The following is a 19,523-nucleotide window of genomic DNA, read 5'->3' on the forward strand; positions in this document are numbered from 1 at the left end:
TTTCGTGGTCCGGATTGATGGCAATGTAGACGCTAGCGGCTGGGGGCACCAAACGCCTGATCGAACTGCCTTGCCCGTTTGACCTCGTCGCCGTGCAGGTAGATCGACGTCGTTGAGATCGACGAATGCCTCAGGTTGTCGCGCACCATAATCAGTTCGGTCCCGCGCGCGAGCGCGAGTGAAGCGTGCGTGTGCCGCAGCCAATGGGGGGTCGCGCGCCGCAGCTTGTCCGCCATCGCGGGCCGCTCATCCCTGATCGTGTCAGCGACCAGTGCGAAGAAGCGGCGCAGCACGCGTCCGAGCCGCGTGGTTTCGATCCCGGTGCCATCTTCAGCGAGGCTGGCCACGATCACCGTTGCCGGATCCCATCGTTCGCGCACGACCGGCAACCGGCGTTGCACCAGATACTGATCGAGTGCCATACGTGCCAGCGTCGGGAGCGCGACCTTGCCCGTCTTGCCACCCTTGCCGACGAGGTGCAGCCAGTGATCACCCTGTTCGTCGGTGTGGATGTGTTCGAGCGTTGCGCCTGTCAATTCGCTTGCCCGCAGGCCGGTCGCGTATCCGAAATCCAGCAGGAACCGAAGCCGCTGGGCAGCCGCGTCGCTCCAGCCGTAGGACCATTCGAGGCCATCGGCGATCGTGCGGAGCAGCAGCCATTCGCCTTCAGTAAAGCCGCGGGTGACGTCGAGGCGCGCCTTGGCGCTTCCTCGCACCTTGACGCCAGCGAACGGGTTCGCGAGGACGTAGCGCTGTTCGACCAGCCAGCGGAACAGGGCCGCAAGTACGGTGAGTGCGTACGCAGCGGAGCGCGTCGAGAGTGGCCCGCTGAACGGTCGCCATTCCATGCTTTCTCGCGATCGCGACGGCCCGACCCAGCGTTCGCGTGGCGTCGGCCGTCGCAGGAATGCCCGGTAGGCGATTGCGTCATCCGTGGTCAGCGATGACAGCGCGCAGCCCCGCTCGACGATCGCCCACAGGATCAGTCGCTCGGCCTCCTTCCGGTAGGCGCGCCGGGTCGCGGTGGATTCGTGCAGGGACAGCCAGGATTGCACCGCCTCATAGTCGTTCGATGCCTTGAGCAGACAGACGTGGCGTGGTGCGCGAAACTGTCCTTGCGATCCGTCGACCTCGTGCGGCAGGCGCAACTGTTCCCACGGCACGACCGGCCCGGAAGGGGCGGCCGCAACCAGTGCGCGCGCACGCTCGGTCAGCGCCGGATGGGCCGCAAAGAATGCTTCGACATGGCGTGCGCCTGCCGTGCCGAGTCCGGTGATCGCTGCCCACCAGCGCCGCCGACGCGGAATCCGCACGGTCAGGTCTGCGAGGGTCCTGATTCCATGCGCCTGCAGGGCAGCCACCACCCGCGGTGGCAACCATCGGTCGATCTCGTCGGCGATGTGCGGTTCCGGTGCCGGCAGGCGGCGCAGCGTCTCGATCGTGTGCGCGACGATATCGGCCGACGCAGCAGATCGCTCGTCAAAAGTTTCTGCCAGGTCAGCCCGGTGGCGACTCGTCGCGAACGCGACCAGTGCGCGCCGGATGCGTCCGAGTACGCCGCGCGCAGACATCCCCGGCGCCTTGCGGTCGCCCAGATAGCGTGCGACAGCCGTGCGGGCGTCGAGCCCCGCGTACCATGCGCGCAGCGCGGCCAGTTCGGCGTCGTCCGGGAACCCGGCGGGTTCGGTCTCGCGTGTTTTCATGACTGCCAGTTTAGTCCGGATTTGGACATGGACCGATAAGGAAAGTTATCAGTCCGGTCGGGATTCGCGCTCGCACCGCACCCATAGCGGCCCCGGCTTCTACCACCCGCGAGTCGGCACCGCTTGCAAGCGGCGGGCTGCAGCAGACAATCCTTTCTCAACCAGTCGCGGCGTCGGCCTCCCGGTGAGCGCCCGTATGGTCACAAAGGTCATCGAATTGAGAGCCGATCGATGTAGACCGCGATGAATCTGTCACCGTTGCGACATGAGAAGCGAATCTCCATCTATTTGTTGCGCGGGACACCCATAAAACTATCCCGTGACTTGACTGCCGCAGAAAACGCGGTCGATCCGCCCATTGCGTGATCAAGGGTGGCAACAGCACAATTTATCGACGCAGATTCTGCCCCGTACGCTCTTGCTTCCCGCATGTAGAAATTTATTGCATCCAGGCCTTCGAGCCTGTGGGATTGGTTCTCCGGTTGCCCAGGCCAACTGGCGCTCAACATCGAGGCAGGATGCGACAGGTTGTCATCGACGATGGAAAGTACACATCCCGTACCAATATGGATAACTCTGCAAGCCAGGCGGTCGGCATGAAATTGTGGCAGCGTTGCAAGGAATTCCAGGAGTGGGGACATATAGCCTCTGGCGTTTCAGTGGGGCAGCCTGCTCCGGGTTCGAAGTGGGCAAAGGAATCTGTGGTGGCAATCGCCGCAACGATGCATAAGGCGCGGAATTCGATGCGGCCGTTGCGCCTGCTGGAAAAAGTGAACGGGCGGCGGGCCTTACGGCGGCAGACGGGCAAGATGGCGTGCTAGTGAGCCGTCAACACCATCAAAATATCTGCATACCATGCGCTGTTCAGGCCGAGCGTTTCGTCCATCTGCTCATCCCGGCCGCCCATGTCAATGCTCGAAGAATGAACGCCTAAAAGCAGCCACGGCAGTTCGTCAGGCGTTCTGCCCTTCGATGGCGCTCTCAGGACGACCGGTGCGCCACTGGTGCCGCGATGAGTTCTCGCATCGGTGACGAAGCAGCCCTTCCCCTGAAAACGCAGGCCGAACGCCGACGCCAGAACGCCTTGCCGAACGACAGGCAGGTGGTGCAGCGAATCGTGGAACCCGAGCGGGAAACCGACGATCAGCAGCGACGCCCCAATCGGCATAGCGTCACCTGGACGCGGTAGATGACCGGGGCCGAAGGCCTGGAACTTTGCGCCGGCAGGCAACGCGTTCCTGTCGAGTTCGATTACCGCTACGTCGATCTCGCCGCCGTCATCCGTTCCCTGACGCCAGAGAGGATGTCCCGCGGTGTACAACGGAACGGACATCCACGTAGCGGCGGCCAGATTCTGCGCGTCGATATGAAACTCGATCTCGAGCCGGTCGGGGAAATGTTCACCGGACACGTCGATCATGACGTGCCGACTGGTCACGAGAAAGAGACGTGTTCCCTGCTGGAAAAAGAAGCCACTGGCATTGGTCAACCGACGTTCCTGCGCAAACGTACATACACGCGTGACGGCGAGCAGCAGCGCATCCGCGCCGATCTGCGTGTGCGATTCCGGACGATCGCCAGGGTCCGGCGCCAAGGCAATAGGCCCGCTGTCTGGAGCAGGCCCCCTCGCGGGCAGCATCGACCCGGCGACGAGTTCGAGCAGCGCTTCGTGCTCGGGGCCGTAGCTCCCCGACGACAGGAACGCGCCAACTGCCAATTCCGATACGGTGCCCCCCGAAGCCGCGTTCGACACATGGCGCACAATGGGAGCCTTGCGCTCGAGGCGACACAGAAGCCATCTATCACCGTTAGAACTACGATGGAATTCGAGCGCATCGTCGCTCGTTCCAGTGCTGTGTTCCATCCCGGTGAGGCGAGAATCCATGGTCACTCCCGACGTGATCGTGATTTCAATGCGTAGTGGTGTCGCGAATCATGACTGGGACCGCATTGCGCGAGGACGTCCCGTTCGGAAGTGCGCGAGCACGGTCCGGCGCGTGGCCTGCCTGGCTGGGCCACTCAGACGGGCGTACCGATCGTGCGATCAAACCCGTGACCGTCAATCAACATTTCGGCATAGGCCACGCACGCGCGCCTCGCGTCGCCGGTATTGGCGAAAGGATGCTTTCCGGGCACACGGAAGAGGCGGCTGCGGGAGTTGTCAATCTCGGAATCGGGTTCGCTGATACGAATCGACGCATCGAATTCGTCCTCGTAATTGTGGCCAAATCCTGCCAGGGTCGCCCGGTGGGGATATACGAGCAGGGAAATATTGAGACCTCGATAACGGCGAATGGTTGTCATTAGGTAACTCCCTTTTGGCCACAGCACGCAGCCGGTTTTTTGATAGTTGTGCGGGTCTGGCCGAAGGCGATATCCAAAGCGCCTGACGAGTTGTACCAGCGAGGCGTAGCAACCCGACCGCGCAGTTGTCGGCGAGCATTGTCGAAGGGGGCCACCTGCAGTTGGAGGAGAAATGATGCTGATAGCCGTCGCCATGTCATCCGAAACAGGATTGACGACCATGCAGGCAGTGATCTGCTTTGTAGACCTCGTGAGCCACCATACGCGCGCCTGCACCGTCGGTCAATTCAATTCTGGTAACCGGATCTGCGCCGCCCTGCGGTTCCCTGATCAAGGTATAGTGGGGCTCCCCCCTGGAGTGACCAACATGCCGACACGACCGCTTCTTCTCTACAGGGGGTACGAACTTCATCCCCTCGTCTTCGCTCGCACATTCAGTCGCTTTGACGGACATTCCCGTTACGACGAAGGGTATGACATTGCGGTACGGATATGTCGCCCGGGCGCGATAGCGACCTCTGCCGCAAGCCGTGTTTTCAGGCCTAACCAGGCGCATGCATTATCCGACTTCGGTATGGCGAGGCGTGCGGCTCGGCAGCATGGAAAGGACATCATCGACGGAAAAGTGAGCGGTTCTTCGGTCGTCGATATGTGAACGGGCCGCTGGCGTGTGACATCAGCCGATTTTCCCCCGCGGCGAATTGCACTTTCCTGGATGCCGCCTTGACCGTAGCTGCTTCTACAATGCGGCCACTGGCGCCGTGCATCCTCAGGCGCATTTCCTTCGTTCGTGCAAACACGGCGAAAGCCCGTGGCGAACCGGGAACCTGACCGTACGCACCCCTCCAGACTGGTGTCACCTCCATGCAAAGTGACCGCACCGAAATTCCGTACTACCTGGTTTTACGCGCTGGCTGTCTGCCGTACGTTTTGAACGCTGACCGCCATGTCGTGCGCCGCGAGGCAAGCCTTCTTCTGCGGGCGTTCGCGAGAGCGCAGGGTGTGCCGACCTCAATCGAGGACGACGCGTGGAACGCCTTTACCGGCTCGGAAGCCATTTTGCTCATTGAGCGCACGCAAATGCGGGCCTACGCACTGGTTCGCGGGACCGAAAGCGAACATCAACTTCGGTTACTGGCTACGCTCTGACCGAACCAACGTGCGCATTCGTTGCGGACGGCGAGGCGCAACCACTCGCGCGCACATTTTTCGATGATTTTTCAGCATGTCTAACCATCAACCCAATGGAGCACCCCATGTAACGGACGATCGGGTATCGCGAGTTCGAGATTCACGTCTAACCTAGCCGGTCTGCAGAGGATCTCTACGAGATAACGTTCGGACCCGGGGCGGCCACAACCTGCACGAGGTGGGCGAATGGGGTGGCCAATTTCCATCGACCTGGCACATAGCCGTCCGCCGCGTGCCGTCATGGCGCTATGACAAGCAAGCCCATCTCAGTACCTCCTCGCATACCCTTCGCGCCACAGGGCAGCACCCACGGAAGTCAGCAACGCAACGTCAGCGGCGCCCAGATCATCCCATGCACTGGCCAGCCATTTTGCAAAGCTCGCGCAGGCATGATCCAGATCGACCGCGGCGCGACCTTCGCGATTCAGTTGCTCGAAGACAGAGATCACATCATCAGGGGTCATCGTCGTTCCCTCGTTGAGACTTTCGGCAGCCTGCGTGCAATTCTTAAGGCCGCCCCCAAATCGATTCGCTCCGTCTCTGTGGCGCTTAGCAACGCGCCAGTCGGCGGGTGTCTGGGTGAACTGAAGTGCTTCACTTACGAGCGTCGCGCAAACGGGAGGATGGCAACGGTTGAGCCTTTGCAATGCCGTTCTCCGCCGCTGGACGACACTACCCTGTAAGTGAAGCAGCCGTGGCGGTCCCCTGCATATTGATCAATCGACCAACGCCGGACAAGCGATGGGGCATCGAACTACGATTCCGGACCGATCAGAACATCAACTGCGGCCTGACCTGCAATCTCCGCTACGAGGTACGCCCAGCGCTCTGAGAACGGACCATGTCGAACAGGAACGACAGCCCCGTCGATGCTGGTTCGGTCAACATTATGGCCCTTTATCCTGAACGTCACACTGTACATATCCTGAGCAACCTCGGTCAGTGCCACATGGATTTCGAAACCCCGATAGGTGATCAATCGATTCATGTCTGCTCCTGGGTCGCGGACCTGGAGCACGGCGCAGATCGAATGAATATCCGAGCCACAATGCGCTTCACACGTCCGCAATCTAATCGCGTTTCGGATTGCATTCCGGCAGATCCTGAATGTGGTGCCAAAGCTGCGGCAGCACGGGCAGGCGGACCCTCGTTGCCCACGTTTTCGCCAAGGTCCGAGGCTCCGCTCCCAGATTGCACATTGCGACGGTTCAACGTTCCACGTAATTCTGCGAGCTGCCCGAGACGGTCGTTCCTATTCTGACCGTTACCTCCCATTTGCCAGCCATTGACTGCAGGGTGCCAAAACGCGTTCCATTCCAGCAATCCAGCCTGCCTGCGCCGCCGCGCAAGACGTCGTTGGGAGTAGTCGCGCGTCCGTTGTCTTTGTTCGCCGCGCGGCTCGCGTTTCGCGTTCCTTGTCAGGTCGATTACAGATCAATTCATCGACGGCTCTTTGAAATTGAGCGGGTTAGATAGTTAGTTACGAGAAGACTGCAGGTAGCCGCCGCCACTACAAAAAAGAAGATGAAAAAAATGCTTGCGATCCATTCAAGGACTGCGGCGACGACGGCTGCCATTTTGCTTCTTCCCGATCTGCGTCCTGCACGCGCGAGGCGCCCGTGCTTCTAGCAAGACTCCTCGGTGTAAATCGAGCGCGGCCAAGCCTCGTGGACATGACTTGGCGCATCCCGGACAAGTGCCGTACGGGACATTCCCGTTCGGGCGCATGTGCTGAATCTCCATGCATGCGCTGTGGCTCATCTCATTCCGCTCGTGTTTGCCAGAGAATCGCGTCACACGGATAGCACCATTCCCGGTCGACGGCATTCAGCGTATCATGAGTGCGCACAAGGGACGCGGTTGCGCCCAAGGCAGCGACTTAGCCGCGCCTGGATTGCGTAGCACCTGCTCGACGGTCGACGGTCGAATGAAACTGCTCGAGGATCACTTCCGCATTGACATACGGTTTGTTCATCTCAGTCCCCTCGCGCGCTTTCAGGGTACCCCTCCACTGGGACGTAGACGGCACGACAGGGCTCTCTGATGCGGCGTGGACGGAATGACATGCTCCATTTATGTCGTTTCAGATCAACGAGACTCCCTTACTCTTTCCCACCACCGTTGATCCCGCTTCCGCTTCGCCATACCTGCTTTCCTCGTTCGGAGAGTTCGCCGCAGCTGTGCTCCGCGTCGCACTCCGTCCCGTCTATCGCCATCTCACCGCCCGCCTGCTCCTGTGCCTTTTGCTTCTGCTTGTGCCTCGCTGCCACGGCTTCATCGTGCGACCTGCCTGCATAATTCAGGGTCATCTCGCCAACTCCTTCAAAAACCTCTGCGCCCCACCCAAGCTGCCCAGCGCGTGTCATTTCGCTAACGGCAATCCAGAATACCTGCGCCGTCAGTCCAATACATGATTTCCGTCCAGCCAGAGGATCCTCTGTTTCCGCCGGAGGCCGCGCCTGTACTGTCGCAGTGAAGCGCCGAATATGGCAGCCCCCTTTCAGGGCAGAACCGCTCTTATATTCTAGTTGACCATAAGAATATCGGGCATCTCCATCCACTGTGGACGGCTTGGGCATGTCGGCCAACGCAAGTTGCGGTGAAATTTTCGCCAGTTTCTCTTCAGACAATTCTCGGAGAAGATGATTCTCGACAGGAGAAGCGTGCCCCGACATACGTCATTACTGCAGCGGCTGAGTTTGCCGAAGACGACCCAACGACACGACGCGTCGCCCGCCTGGAATTCGAACTCGCAAAGCAGAGGTTGTGCGGGATTCTGGAGTCTTCGAGCGAGAGACTGTATTGCTCCCGATCGGTATCAGTCTGGTATGTTGGATCGTCGCTCGGTCCCTCAGCGGTGCGGCACAAATACACAGCGGCGCAGATACACATAGCCCGGGTACCCACGCGCGGATTCCACCACACGAACGCGTATGAAGTGCGTTTTGGTACAAGATGCGAAATCGTTCATGATGGCTCTCGGCGTGCGTTCAATCGAGCCTGGCACTCCGGGTGAAATCGAACGAATGCGATCGAATCCGAATGTAACAACGAGAATCCGCAAGAAGTACCCGGTGACTTCAGTCCGATAGACTCAACGCTCCCTCAGTACGAACTCATGCTCGCGAATCTGATGAAACGGACGGGGAGCGCCCGATTTCTCTCGCGCTTATCCGGCGACCCTCTGCGACCGATACACATCGGCTGTAGCCATGGACAGCCCCGCCTGCGGGATCGGTGAAAACATCTCGAATCCTGAATAGTCCGCCGGAGATCGTTAATGAAAATGTGGTGCCATCAATATCGACGTGTTTGCCGATGAGCGTCACCGCAAGACTCTCGGCGAACTGGGCGATCTGCTGGCGTGGATGACGTCGCACATTGACTTCGTAGCGCTCACGGCGGCTGTCGACACGATTGCCGCGCAACCGGTGAGGCCTCGGAACAATCGTCCTCGTACCCGACTGAAACCGCAATGGCCCCTGCCATGCTTTCGTGCTCGCACCAGGATCCTTTTCGAGAAGATGCAAGCGCAGAAAGGCATTGTCCCCTGCCAGCAATGACGCGACTAAAGCATCGCCAGGTCTCGTGCCTGGATTGAGCATTTGTTCGCGACGATCGAGCAGAAGCTCGCAAGGTTGATCGCACCTTCGGTGCAGCACGCCGTTGCCAAAAAGAGGACTACACTCGAAGCAGGGTGAATCGGTTCCAGGAGTAGTCCATGCGTGAAGCCACCCCTCAAAACACCTTCCGCGGCCTTCCCTTGACTCAGGAGCAGGACGCGGAGGTCAGGCACTACATCAAGAGGCGAAAGCAGCGTGGTGCCTTATGGGACACGCCGGAGTTGAAGGCGATGCTTGACGACATGCTGGAACCCCCGAACAACGACGAGGATGAGCCAGGAGAAATCGTCGATGAAACTCGGTCGGCCACCGAGCGCGCGACAGCTACCGTCACCGAGACGATCGAACCCATTGGGGCCAGCGAGGAGCGCAACGCCGCCATGGAAGGGGTGAGCATGAAAGGGCCGGGGCGCTAGATTTCGGCCTTTTTTTGGGCATCTGCGACATCAGGTAGCAGCAAAGACCGCCAACGAGAGCCTGTTTTTCAGCATACCTAAGAGACAGGCTTGCCTTCAGTCTCTTACTGCGGTGTTTTCTACACACCGCCCCTCGGCGAAATTGCCGGTGACCGCTTCGCAATTGCGCTTGCATTGGCACGGCAACGAGCGCACGCTGTCATCAGGCTCGATCTGCGGAGCCACGGGCTTTGTGTCAATGCTGGGTGACTGCTTCGACCAGCACGGCGCCCCGGAAAGAACACCGCCGACGCAAGGCATCGCGACCAGACCTTTCGTGCGTCACGCCGTCTGTGTTCGGCCATTCTTGTTCCGCAGTTTTTATGTGACGATCGGGAATTGCGTACATGGAATCGCTTGAATCGAGCGATTTTAACGCCCCCGTTACCCGCATAATGCTCTCCGGGTGAAAGAGTGCGTACGGCAAGGTCGCGAGGCGGTTGGCCGGCATTTGAACGGTGAGCGAATGCCGGCGACAGGCCCCGCCATTGGCGGTCCTCCTCAATTTTTCGTGGAACCAGCATGCTCAAACCAACCAGAGTGTATTCGCCTTCACCCGTCAGTCATTGCGACTTCGTCAGCACGCAAAAAGCGCGAGCCGCTGCACTGGAGAAGGCGGAAAACGAACGCGCCCAGAAGCGGCGAGAGAACGACGCTCTCCTTGATGTCAACGCCAGCAAGTGGCGATACGACGGCCATCGGTAGCTCGATGAGAAGGCGTATTGTGGCGCTAAATTTTCCAAATCCAAATCGTGTCCACGATGCGTACAGACATTGCGTGTGCTTTTGGGGTTACGACAATGCACGTGAGATTGTCTTTGTGGTCGACGACGCAACGCTGACTAACCTCAATCCCGGCATCGGTTCGGACGAGCCTGCGTTGCTTGCGGCCTTCGACCGCAGCCGCGACCGAATTCTGGGGCTGGCCAGAAGGCTGTATAAAGGCGGCCGACAAACCAGATGCACGATCTCGCTTGAGTGAGGAAGCCTCTCGCGCCGTGTGGGCCGCGCGAGCACTTTCCTCTTCCCGTGAGGCGTGGGTACGCCCCGCACGCCAACTATGCCGCGGCAAACCAGGCACAGTGGGCTTTCTGCGGCCCAGTCAAATCGACCACCTGTTCCTTCCTGTCGAGCATCCGCTTAAGGGCCTCCCCCGCGCCGTCGGCCCGCGGCATCGGTCGGCCGGACATCACGGCAGCCTGTCGCTCGGTTCGAACCTCTGCGGGGAGGACTCTGGCAGCTGCGAACATCGGCCACCCGAAAATAGGTTACATGGCAGAATTGCGGCAATGGTTGGTTCTGCGGCTTCTTTTTGCGCGTGATCGCGCGTTCTATTGACTTTCTTGCGTGACCAGAACGGATACCATCCGGAGTCACTTCAGGTGTCATCGGCCGTCACCCGGTGGGACAAGACGGGTGCGGGGGCCCTCGACTTCACGGGCATGTCCGTCGTCGGGAAGATCCAGCCAGAGCAGGCGCGTGGGAAACAGCAGCGGTGAGAGGGCGTAGCAGCCGCTTTCCCGCATCCCGGAAGCGATGGCACACCACGCGTTCCAGGTTTGACCCAGCGCGTGAACGAAATGGCGATGCAGCCAGCCCTGCGGGTCGACTGTGGGCGGCAAATGGGCAGGCACGAAGGCCACCATTCGAGCAATCCGAAAGGCGGATAATCTCCCTGGCAGCGTGTGAGCGTCTGAATACTGAAGCGCCGCTCCCAGGACAGGCGCCATCCCAACAGGGCAATCGACTGGGCAGAGGTATTGCCGTCGCACAGCAACAATCCGGATTCGGGCGAATGGCGAATGGAGCCGGCCTCTGGTTGTACGGGCCGGATTGAATGCGCCAAACGGCGCATACGATTTTTCCGGATCTTCCTGTAAGCGGCGCACAGCATGATGCATGTGTGGTCCACATGTGGCCAGTCGGCTGCCCAGGCGCAGCGGGCGGGTGGGCACATTGACCGACGACAGCCGCCCCCGCTTTGAGCACTGGCGCCGGGTACGGGATCGACGCGGGGTAGCTTTGGCGGACGGCGAAGGTGTCGCTCCAGCTCGCCGATAAACGCGAGACGATGGGGAATATGCGAGCACGCCTGGATTTCGTCGCCGGGAAGGTTCTGCCCGGCCGCATCGCGCATACGCCTCCTGCCCGGGCCGAGCAGCTGCGCATAGCGGAAGAAGTAGTCGTGCCATGCGCGCAGGCGATCCAGCCCCGTTGCGTCGATACCAGCCTTCGTGCGCAGGCGGCGAAGCGAGGCCGCGGCGAGCAGGGAGCGACCGCAGGCCGGGCAGGCATATGGATGGCGTACGAGCCCCGCGTGGAGGCGGTATGCGAGCGGTTGCCCGCAACCGGTGCAGGCCTCGCACAGCGCGCATCCGTGAATGGGGCAGCGCCGGAACGCGGTGAACTGAAAAAGCGTTGCATGAAAACCTGCCGACGCGCAGGTCACACAGAATCGTAGCGACGGGCTCGCGGCGTCGAGCAACGCATCGCCGCGATTCGCAGTGCAAAACGAATTTTCAAGATCGTGCAAGCCGATGTGCAAGGTGTCGGCCAGGTCGGTGAGCCTGAAGGCATCGGCCGCCCGGAGATCGATACCCTCGCCGGTATTGATTGCTGGCAGAACCGCCATGGCCTCGTCGAGTTGTGTCCAGTTCAGGCGATTGAGCAGCTGAAATTTTGCGAACCGCGACCACGCTGACTCGACCTCGCAGGTCCATGCCGCGCGCGTTGTATACGTTGTCCGATGAGCGACGGAAGCCCGGTTGTGCTCCTGCCAGGGCAACGTCCCTTCCACTGGCCGGGCATCATCATTTCCTGGTGCGAACATAGCCGGACACATCGACGCCTTCATCCCAGATTGCCCTGGAAAAAGCGAAACTGGTCGAGTCACGCTGCGCATACTGGTAAAGGATGTGCTGGACCGCGCGCGTGAAGAATTCCATCGGTAGCTAGAGTTCCCCCACCAGCTGTGCTCGCTTATGCGCGTCGTCAAAGGCTTCCCAGAGGGCACCGCCTTCGGCGGCCAGACGCATGCTCGGCGTGCGCCTGCACGTGATCGTGCGCGAGACCAGCGACGAAGCGTGGGCCGCCGCCGGGCGCCTCATCAGCAAGCTCGACGATGACGATATCCGCCGCGCCCAGGAAAACTACGCGCGCATGGATTCGGTGGGCCAGCGCCGCATGGCCGAGCTGCACGGCGGCAGCCGCGACAAGCTCGAGATCAGTCCGAACCTGTGGGCTGGCGTGGGCCTCGTGCGCGGCGGCGCGGGCACGGCGCTCGTGGGCGACCCGCAAACCGTGGCGGCGCGCCTCAAGGAATACGTGGACGCCGGTGCGGACAGCTTCGTGCTCTCCGGCTATCCTCACCTCGAAGAGGCGATTCGCTTCGCCGAACTGGTGTTCCCGCTGCTGCCGGGCAAGAGACCGGTGACGCTGCGCGACCAGGCCTTGACGGGCGGCGCGTTCGACGTGCGTGCGCGTGAGCGGGCGCAGGAGGCCGCGCGCGCGTGAAGACTGCCGTGCGCGACAAGCGGGGCGGATCCGGGAGGCTCGCCGGACGATTATTCGTGTGAGCGATATTTCCGATTTATCCGTGTGAATGATATTGGCGAAATATTCCCCACAGGCATATAATCGGTTTATGCCTCACAGGAATATGCCATGAAGATCATCGTCCAGACGCCAGGCGGGCTTGCCGAGATTCTGCAATCGGCCCGCAAGGCGCGCGGCATGACCCAGGCGCAGGCCGCGGCGTATCTCGGCATCGGCCAGCCGCGCCTTTCCGCGCTCGAAACCACGGGTGCCGCCAGCCTCTCGCTCGAGCAGATGCTCGCGCTTTTCGCGCTCTACGGGCTGGAACTCTGCGTGCAGTCGCGCGAGGCGGCAGCCGGCGCGCCGGAGTGGTGAGCATGGGCCGCAAATCATATTCGCGCGCGCTATCGATCTGGGCCAACGGCGAGCGCGTAGGCACGTGGGTCATGACGTCCGCCGGCGACACCGAGTTGCGTTATGACGACGCCTGGAAGCGCTCGGCGGTAGGCCGGCCGCTTTCGCTCTCGCTGCCGTTCGGCATCGGCGACGTGCCGTTGCGCGGCGAGCGCGTGCAGCACTATTTCGACAATCTCCTGCCCGACAGCGAGCCCATCCGCCGTCGTATCGCCACGCGCTTTCGCACCGATACGCTCGAGGCCTTCGACCTGCTCAAGGCCATCGGGCGCGATTGCGTGGGCGCGGTGCAACTGCTGGGCGAGGACGAAACGCCGGGGCGCGTCGACCGCATCGAAGGCACCGCGCTGAGCGATGCCGTCATCGAGCGCCTGCTGCTCGAAACGGCCGGTGCGCTGCCCGGTGGCGCGCTCGAGACTGAAGATCTGCGCATTTCGCTGGCGGGTGCGCAGGAGAAGACCGCGCTTTTGCGCCACCGCGGCAAATGGCTGCTGCCGCGCGGCGCCACGCCCACCACCCATATTCTCAAGCTGCCACTGGGGCTGATCGGCCATCGCAAGGTGGACTTCAATACCTCGGTCGAAAACGAATGGCTTTGCCTGGCACTGCTGAGGGCCTACGGGTTGCCCGCTTCGCAGGCGCAGATCATCCAGTTCGGCGCGCAGAAGGTGCTCAGCGTGGAGCGCTTCGATCGTACGCGCTCGCGCACCGGTGGCTTGCTGCGCCTGCCGCAGGAAGACTTCTGCCAGGCGCTCGGCGTGCCGCCGCATCGCAAGTACGAAGCGCACGGCGGTCCCGGCGTGCGCGAGATTGCGGGGCTCTTGCGCCAGTCGCTGCAGGCGCGCGAGGACCTCGAAACGTTTCTCACCGCGCAAATCGTCTTCTGGATGCTCGCAGCGCCGGACGGCCACGCGAAAAATTTCAGCATCCGCCTGCTGCCGGCAGGGCGCTTTCAGCTCGCGCCGCTCTATGACGTCATGTCGATCTGGCCCGTGGAGGGCGACGGCGGCAATCAATGGTCGTGGCACAAGGCGTCGCTCGCCATGGCGGTGTGGGGCAAGGCGCGCCACTATCGCATGCGCGATGTGAAGCGCACGCATTTCGACGCCACCGCGCGGCTGTGCCACTACGGGCCCGATGCGCGGCCGTTGATCGAGCGCGTGCTGGCGCGTACGCCCGGTGCGATCGAAGAAGTCGCGGCGGCGCTGCCGGAAGGCTTTCCCGCGCGGGTGGCCGAGCGACTCTTCGACGGCTTGCGTTTTTCGGCGGAGCGGCTGGCGGCGCAGTGACGGTGGGCTTCAGTGCACACAGGCGGCAAGCCGCGCGACGGCCGCGTCGATGCGCTGGGCCTCGATCATGCCGAAACCAAACGCGAGCCCCTCGAGCGCCGTTCGCGGCGCGACTGCGAAGTTGGCCAACGCCTGCACACGGACGCCCGCACGCGCGCCGGCTGCGACCAGCGCATCGGCGCGCACGCTAGCGTCGAGCCCGGCGGCGAGATGAAGCCCCGCGGCGGGCGCGACAGGCCGCACGAACGCGCCGCAATGGCGTGTGAGCGCCGCCAGCAGCGCGTCGCGGCGCGTGCGGTACTGCGTGCGCATCTTGCGGATGTGCCGCACCAGATGCCCCTCGCGCATGAATGCCGCAAGCGTGTCCTGCGCCAGCAGGTTGCCGTGCCAGTCCGCGCACTGGCGCGCGGCGACCAGCGTATCGCGCACCCAGACCGGTGCGACGACATAACCCACGCGCAGGCCCGGAAAGAGGCATTTCGAAAACGTGCCGACATAACAGACGCTCGCATGGCGATCGAGCGTTTGCAGCGCATCGAGCGGGCGGTCGTCGTGACGGAATTCGCCGTCGTAGTCGTCCTCGATCACGACCGCGCCATGGCGCTGCGCGAACGCGAGCAGCGCGCGGCGCCTGGCTGCCGACATTGGGACACCTAACGGAAACTGATGCGAGGGCGTCACGCAGATCACGCGCGCATCGGGCGGCAAGGCGTCGACGACGATACCCTCGCCGTCGACGCTTACGCCCGCGATGCGAGCCCCCGCGAGCGCAAACGCGCGGCGTAGCGGCGGGTAGCCGGGGTCCTCCAGCGCGACCACGGTCTTGCCCGGCGTGACGAGCACGCGCGCGAGCAGGTCGAACGCCTGTTGCGCGCCGGCCGTGACGACGACATCCTCCGCCTCGCAGGCCACCGCGCGCGCATAGGAAACGTGATGCGCAATGGCCTCGCGCAGCGCGGCGCGGCCTTCCGGTTCGGCATACACGGCAGGCGCCCTGGAAAGTCCACGCAGCGCGCGCGCCGAAAGACGCCGCCAGACGTCGAAGGCAAACGTGCGCTTGTCGGGCAAGCCGAGGATGAAATCGTAATCGTAGTTCGCGCTGGGATCGAGACGAACAACGGCCGGCGGCATGCGCCAACGCTCGTTCAGGCGCGGGTCGCCTTCTGGAGCGGCCTTCGACGTTCTTGCTGGGCTGGACGGCGCCACGCCGCCGCGCGCCGCGACTTCGCCCACGAACGTTCCGCCGCCTGGGCGCGTGACGATGTAGCCCTCCGCGAGGAGCAGATCGTAGGCTGCCAGTACCGTATTGCGCGCGACGCCACAGCTACGCGCAAGCGAGCGGCTCGAAGGCAAACGCAGCCCGGCCGCGAGCCGGCCTTCGACGATGGCCCCGCGCAACTGGCGATGCAGCGCATGCAATATCTCGCGCGATCCATGCTCGGGCAGGGCGATTTCGAGCTGCAAGACTGGTTCCATGATCTTTGCCGAATCTGGTCCTGTTCCTGGGCCGGTTCCGATTCTAGCATCGGCTCATCCCCTCACCGCACAGGAGCCGCGCCATGAACGCCGTCACCTCCCCAGCCGCCGCAATCAGCGCCAGCGATCCGCATCCGCGTGCCCGCGCGGCCATTCCGGGCGGCGCAATCGTCTATGTCGACACGGGCGTGGGCGAACCCGTCGTCCTGCTGCACGGCAACCCCACCTCATCGCGCCTGTGGCGCAACGTCATTCCGCATTTGAGCGACGCGTACCGTTGCCTCGCGCCAGACCTCGCCGGCATGGGCGATTCGCCAGCCGCGCCCGACGGCGCGTGCCGCTTTGCCGATCACGCGCGCTATCTCGACGCGTGGTTCGACGTCGTGCTGCCGCATGGCCGCGTCACGCTGGTGCTGCACGACTGGGGCTCGGCGCTGGGCTTCGACTGGGCGCGCCGCCACCCGCAGTGCGTGAAGGCGATTGCCTACATGGAGGCAATCGTACAACCGCGCCAGTGGCGTGATTTTCCGCCCGAGCGCGAACCGCTCTTTCGCGCGCTGCGCGGCGAGGCCGGCGAACGTCTCGTGCTCGACGAGAATTTTTTCGTTGAAACGGTGTTGCCGCACAGCGTCTTACGTACGCTGTCGCCGGAAGAGATGGAGGCGTGGCGCCGGCCGTTCGCGACGCGCGAATCGCGCAGAACGACGCTCGTGTGGGCGCGCGAACTGCCGATCGAAGGCGAGCCCGCCGACGTGACGCAAGCGGTTCAAGCCTACGGAGCGTGGCTCGCGGCGAGCGATATCCCCAAGCTGCTGATCCGCGCCGAGCCTGGCGCGCTGCTCACGGGCCGCGCGCTCGATGCTTGCCGCAACTGGCCGAACCAGCGGGAAACCGTGGTGGCGGGCAGCCATTACGTCCAGGAGGATTCGCCGCACGAGATCGGCGCCGCCGTACGCGCATTCCTGAACGAGCTGGCGTAGGCGGCGCATCGCTTCAAGACTTTTGCTTCTTCGCCGGCAGCCACGGCTGGGGCTCGGCGTACATTTCCTTGACCAGTTGCTTCACGAGATCGACGTAGACGGAGTTGTCGTTCACGCGATGATTCAGGATGATGGGCGAAGTCGCGTGGTCGCTGTCGATCAGACGGTAGTGCACGTCCTGGCGCAATTGCCGCGCTGAAGCGGGGATCACGCATACGCCGAACTCGGCCGCAACGAGACCCAGCGCCGTCTGGATTTCGCGCACTTCCAGCACTTCACCCGGTTGCACGCCGTCGCCGTGCAACACGTTCAATACCTGATCGGCAAAGCTGGGACGCGGCTCCTTGGGGTAGACAATCAGTTTCTGCCCGGCCAGTTGCTCAATGGGGATGGGCGTCGATTCCTGTGCCATTTCGCTGCCGATCGGCACCACCACCGCCAGCGGCTCTTCGCGCAGGACGATGCCGGCCACGTTGGGGTCGCTGTGGCGCACGCGCCCGAAGCCGACGTCGATGCGGCCTTCCTTCAACGCCTCGATCTGCTGCACCGACATGAGTTCGACCATCTGGATGTCGAGTTCGGGCGCATTCTGGCGCAGCTTGCGCATCAACGGCGGCAGACCCGAATACAGAACGGAGGCGACGAAGCCGATCGACAACACGGTGCGGTGGTGCAGTCCCACGTGTTTGGCGGTCGCCTGCAGTTGTTCGACGCGCCCAAGAATCTGCATGGCCTGCTCGTAGACGAGACGCCCCGCATCGGTCGTGCGCACCGGTCGCGTATTGCGAATCAGAAGGGGCACGCCGATCTCTTGTTCGAGCAACTGAATCTGCCGGCTCAGCGGCGGTTGAGCGATGCAAAGCTGTTCCGCGGCGCGCGTGAAATTGCGCTCGCGGACAACGGCAACGAAGTAACGAAGCTGGCGGAGATCCATGGTTTCTTCCCAAATGAAGCATCAATTTATCAATACTCTGAGAATATGATGCGCCGCAATATCGGCCTGTTTATGGGCTGTTTCGGGGCTTCCATATTATAAAGGTATGGAATTGGACGCAAATAGTATTGGATCGGGCGGATGCGCGGCGTGTATAAATCCACCATACCTTCTTCACTTACGCAGCCTTCGACATGACTTCCGCCACGATCGAACGTATCGAAACCCGCCTCGTCGATCTGCCGACGATTCGCCCTCACAAGCTATCCGTCGCCACGATGTACGGGCAAACCCTGATGCTGGTGAAGGTGTATTGCAGCGATGGCGTAACCGGCATCGGTGAAGGTACGACGATTGCCGGCATGGCCTACGGCCCCGAAAGCCCGGAAGCGATGAAGCTGGCGATCGACGCCTACTTCGCCCCGGCGATGATCGGCCAGGACGCCACGCGTATCCAGGCGCTCATGGCGCACCTGGGCAAGCTCGTGAAGGTCAATCACTTCGCCAAGTGCGCGCTGGAAACCGCGCTGCTCGACGCNCAGGGCAAGCGCCTCTCCGTGCCGGTGAGCGAACTGCTGGGCGGNCGCCGCCGCGAGCGCCTGCNGGTGGCATGGACGCTCGCCTCGGGCGAGACCGCCAAGGACATCGCCGAAGCCGAGACCATGCTCGAAGTGCGCCGCCACAAGATCTTCAAGCTGAAGATCGGTGCGAAGGACCTCAAGACCGACATCAAGCACGTGGCCGACATCAAGAAGGCGATGGGCGATCGAGCCGCCGTGCGCGTGGACGTNAACATGGCCTGGAGCGAGACGCAGGCGGCCTGGGCGATTCCCGCNCTGGCGGAAGCCGGCTGCGAGCTGGTCGAACAGCCGGTGGCTTCGCCCGCGGCGCTGGCGCGCCTCATGCGCCGGTTCCCGGTGGCGTTGATGGCCGANGAAATCCTGCAGGGACCGGAAAGCGCGTTCGAGATCGCGAAGAACGNGGGCGCCGANGTGTTCGCCATCAAGATCGANCAAAGCGGCGGACTGTTCGCGGCGCAGCGCGTNGCNACGATTGCGGACGNCGCGGGTATCGAGCTGTATGGCGGCACGATGCTCGAAGGCGCGTTCAGCACGGTCGCGTCGGCGCACCTGTTCGCAAGCTTCGCCAACCTGCAGTGGGGNACCGAACTGTTTGGCCCNTTGCTGATCACCGAAGAGATTTTGACGAAGCCGCTCGATTACAGCGACTTCGAGCTGACGGTGCCGAACGGCCCGGGTCTCGGCATCGAGCTGGACGAAGCGAAGGTCANGCGCTTCACCCGCGACGGCCTCATGAAAGTCACGAAGTAATCCGGACACCTGACAAACGGAATTTGACGATGCTTTTCCACGTACGCATGGATGTGAACATCCCGGCCGACATGCCGGCCAATGTCGCCAACGAAATCAAGGCGCGCGAAAAGGNGTACTCGCAGGAGCTGCAGCGCAGCGGCAAGTGGCGCCATATCTGGCGACTGGTGGGCGAGTACGCGAACTACAGCATCTTCGATGTCGAGAGCAATGCNGAGCTGCACGACATTCTCACCGCCTTGCCGCTTTTTCCGTACATGAAGATAACGGTCACGCCGTTGTGTCGCCA

General features: G+C 62.4%; 20 protein-coding genes and 1 pseudogene. 11 read left to right on the forward strand and 10 right to left on the reverse strand.

Features of this window, described 5'->3' with window-relative positions; all coding sequences use genetic code 11:
• Nucleotides 1-32: 32 nt before the first annotated feature.
• Complete coding sequence (locus A3CW_RS0134720) at nt 33-1,703, reverse strand: phage integrase family protein (RefSeq protein ID WP_028207649.1); 1,671 nt, start codon at nt 1,701-1,703, stop codon at nt 33-35.
• A gap of 518 nt (nt 1,704-2,221) precedes the next feature.
• Between A3CW_RS0134720 and A3CW_RS0134725 the strand changes: the two genes are divergently transcribed.
• A complete protein-coding gene (locus A3CW_RS0134725; protein ID WP_028207650.1) occupies nt 2,222-2,524 on the forward strand; it encodes a hypothetical protein in 303 nt (100 codons plus the stop codon).
• Here the strand turns inward: A3CW_RS0134725 and A3CW_RS0134730 are convergent.
• Complete coding sequence (locus tag A3CW_RS0134730) at nt 2,521-3,588, reverse strand: trypsin-like peptidase domain-containing protein (RefSeq protein WP_322787976.1); 1,068 nt, start codon at nt 3,586-3,588, stop codon at nt 2,521-2,523. The genes A3CW_RS0134725 and A3CW_RS0134730 overlap by 4 nt on opposite strands.
• Before the next feature lie 134 nt (nt 3,589-3,722).
• Nucleotides 3,723-4,007 (reverse strand): hypothetical protein, encoded by a 285-nt coding sequence (locus A3CW_RS0134735; protein ID WP_028207652.1) that lies wholly within the window; start codon nt 4,005-4,007, stop codon nt 3,723-3,725.
• Between the two features lie 367 nt (nt 4,008-4,374).
• Between A3CW_RS0134735 and A3CW_RS54050 the strand changes: the two genes are divergently transcribed.
• Nucleotides 4,375-4,662: a hypothetical protein gene (locus A3CW_RS54050; RefSeq protein ID WP_028207653.1), complete on the forward strand. Its 288-nt coding sequence runs from the start codon at nt 4,375-4,377 to the stop codon at nt 4,660-4,662.
• A 209-nt stretch (nt 4,663-4,871) separates the two neighbouring features.
• A complete protein-coding gene (locus tag A3CW_RS0134745; protein WP_028207654.1) occupies nt 4,872-5,156 on the forward strand; it encodes a hypothetical protein in 285 nt (94 codons plus the stop codon).
• Nucleotides 5,157-5,464: 308 nt separating this feature from the next.
• Here the strand turns inward: A3CW_RS0134745 and A3CW_RS51460 are convergent, their stop codons facing one another.
• The 4 genes from A3CW_RS51460 to A3CW_RS52695 all read right to left on the reverse strand — a co-directional run bounded on the left by A3CW_RS51460 (nt 5,465) and on the right by A3CW_RS52695 (nt 8,803).
• Nucleotides 5,465-5,662 carry a hypothetical protein gene (locus A3CW_RS51460; protein ID WP_081771944.1) on the reverse strand — a complete coding sequence of 66 codons (198 nt, stop codon included), beginning with the start codon at nt 5,660-5,662 and terminating at the stop codon, nt 5,465-5,467.
• Nucleotides 5,663-5,952: 290 nt separating this feature from the next.
• Nucleotides 5,953-6,186 (reverse strand): hypothetical protein, encoded by a 234-nt coding sequence (locus A3CW_RS0134755; protein WP_028207656.1) that lies wholly within the window; start codon nt 6,184-6,186, stop codon nt 5,953-5,955.
• A gap of 1,114 nt (nt 6,187-7,300) precedes the next feature.
• Nucleotides 7,301-7,507: a hypothetical protein gene (locus A3CW_RS0134760; RefSeq protein ID WP_028207657.1), complete on the reverse strand. Its 207-nt coding sequence runs from the start codon at nt 7,505-7,507 to the stop codon at nt 7,301-7,303.
• Nucleotides 7,508-8,314: 807 nt separating this feature from the next.
• A complete protein-coding gene (locus tag A3CW_RS52695) occupies nt 8,315-8,803 on the reverse strand; it encodes a hypothetical protein (protein WP_154678120.1) in 489 nt (162 codons plus the stop codon).
• Between the two features lie 116 nt (nt 8,804-8,919).
• On the opposite strand from A3CW_RS52695, the gene A3CW_RS0134770 reads away from it, so the two are divergent.
• A complete protein-coding gene (locus tag A3CW_RS0134770; protein ID WP_028207659.1) occupies nt 8,920-9,237 on the forward strand; it encodes a hypothetical protein in 318 nt (105 codons plus the stop codon).
• 703 nt (nt 9,238-9,940) lie between these two features.
• Nucleotides 9,941-10,258 (forward strand): DUF1488 family protein, encoded by a 318-nt coding sequence (locus A3CW_RS51470; RefSeq protein WP_245623832.1) that lies wholly within the window; start codon nt 9,941-9,943, stop codon nt 10,256-10,258.
• 396 nt (nt 10,259-10,654) lie between these two features.
• On the opposite strand, the gene A3CW_RS51475 is transcribed toward A3CW_RS51470, so the two are convergent.
• Entirely contained in the window at nt 10,655-12,130 is a 1,476-nt protein-coding gene (locus A3CW_RS51475) for a hypothetical protein (protein ID WP_245623833.1), read from the reverse strand.
• Between the two features lie 179 nt (nt 12,131-12,309).
• Between A3CW_RS51475 and A3CW_RS48575 the strand changes: the two are divergent.
• The 3 genes and pseudogenes from A3CW_RS48575 to A3CW_RS0134805 form a co-directional block, all read left to right on the forward strand.
• Nucleotides 12,310-12,789, forward strand: a pseudogene (locus tag A3CW_RS48575) (LLM class flavin-dependent oxidoreductase); the annotation flags it as partial.
• A 150-nt stretch (nt 12,790-12,939) separates the two neighbouring features.
• Nucleotides 12,940-13,185 carry a helix-turn-helix domain-containing protein gene (locus A3CW_RS0134800; RefSeq protein ID WP_028207660.1) on the forward strand — a complete coding sequence of 82 codons (246 nt, stop codon included), beginning with the start codon at nt 12,940-12,942 and terminating at the stop codon, nt 13,183-13,185.
• A gap of 2 nt (nt 13,186-13,187) precedes the next feature.
• The gene (locus tag A3CW_RS0134805) at nt 13,188-14,513 is read left to right on the forward strand and encodes a type II toxin-antitoxin system HipA family toxin (RefSeq protein WP_028207661.1); all 1,326 of its coding nucleotides are present in this window, start codon (nt 13,188-13,190) and stop codon (nt 14,511-14,513) included.
• 9 nt (nt 14,514-14,522) lie between these two features.
• Here A3CW_RS0134805 and pdxR read toward each other — a convergent pair whose 3' ends face one another.
• Nucleotides 14,523-15,989 (reverse strand): MocR-like pyridoxine biosynthesis transcription factor PdxR, encoded by a 1,467-nt coding sequence (gene pdxR, locus A3CW_RS0134810; RefSeq protein ID WP_028207662.1) that lies wholly within the window; start codon nt 15,987-15,989, stop codon nt 14,523-14,525.
• Between the two features lie 83 nt (nt 15,990-16,072).
• Here pdxR and A3CW_RS0134815 point away from each other — a divergent pair, with 83 nt between their 5' ends.
• Nucleotides 16,073-16,969, forward strand: coding sequence for a haloalkane dehalogenase (locus A3CW_RS0134815; RefSeq protein ID WP_028207663.1), 897 nt, complete (start codon nt 16,073-16,075; stop codon nt 16,967-16,969).
• Nucleotides 16,970-16,982: 13 nt separating this feature from the next.
• Here A3CW_RS0134815 and A3CW_RS0134820 read toward each other — a convergent pair whose 3' ends face one another.
• Complete coding sequence (locus A3CW_RS0134820) at nt 16,983-17,903, reverse strand: LysR family transcriptional regulator (RefSeq protein WP_028207664.1); 921 nt, start codon at nt 17,901-17,903, stop codon at nt 16,983-16,985.
• Between the two features lie 194 nt (nt 17,904-18,097).
• Here A3CW_RS0134820 and A3CW_RS0134825 point away from each other — a divergent pair, with 194 nt between their 5' ends.
• Nucleotides 18,098-19,234: a muconate/chloromuconate family cycloisomerase gene (locus tag A3CW_RS0134825; RefSeq protein WP_028207665.1), complete on the forward strand. Its 1,137-nt coding sequence runs from the start codon at nt 18,098-18,100 to the stop codon at nt 19,232-19,234.
• A gap of 29 nt (nt 19,235-19,263) precedes the next feature.
• Nucleotides 19,264-19,523: muconolactone Delta-isomerase (gene catC / locus A3CW_RS0134830; RefSeq protein ID WP_028207666.1), on the forward strand; the 260-nt coding region annotated here is incomplete at its 3' end.

Source organism: Paraburkholderia nodosa DSM 21604, assembly GCF_000519185.1.
GTDB classification, from domain to species: Bacteria; Pseudomonadota; Gammaproteobacteria; order Burkholderiales; family Burkholderiaceae; genus Paraburkholderia; species Paraburkholderia nodosa.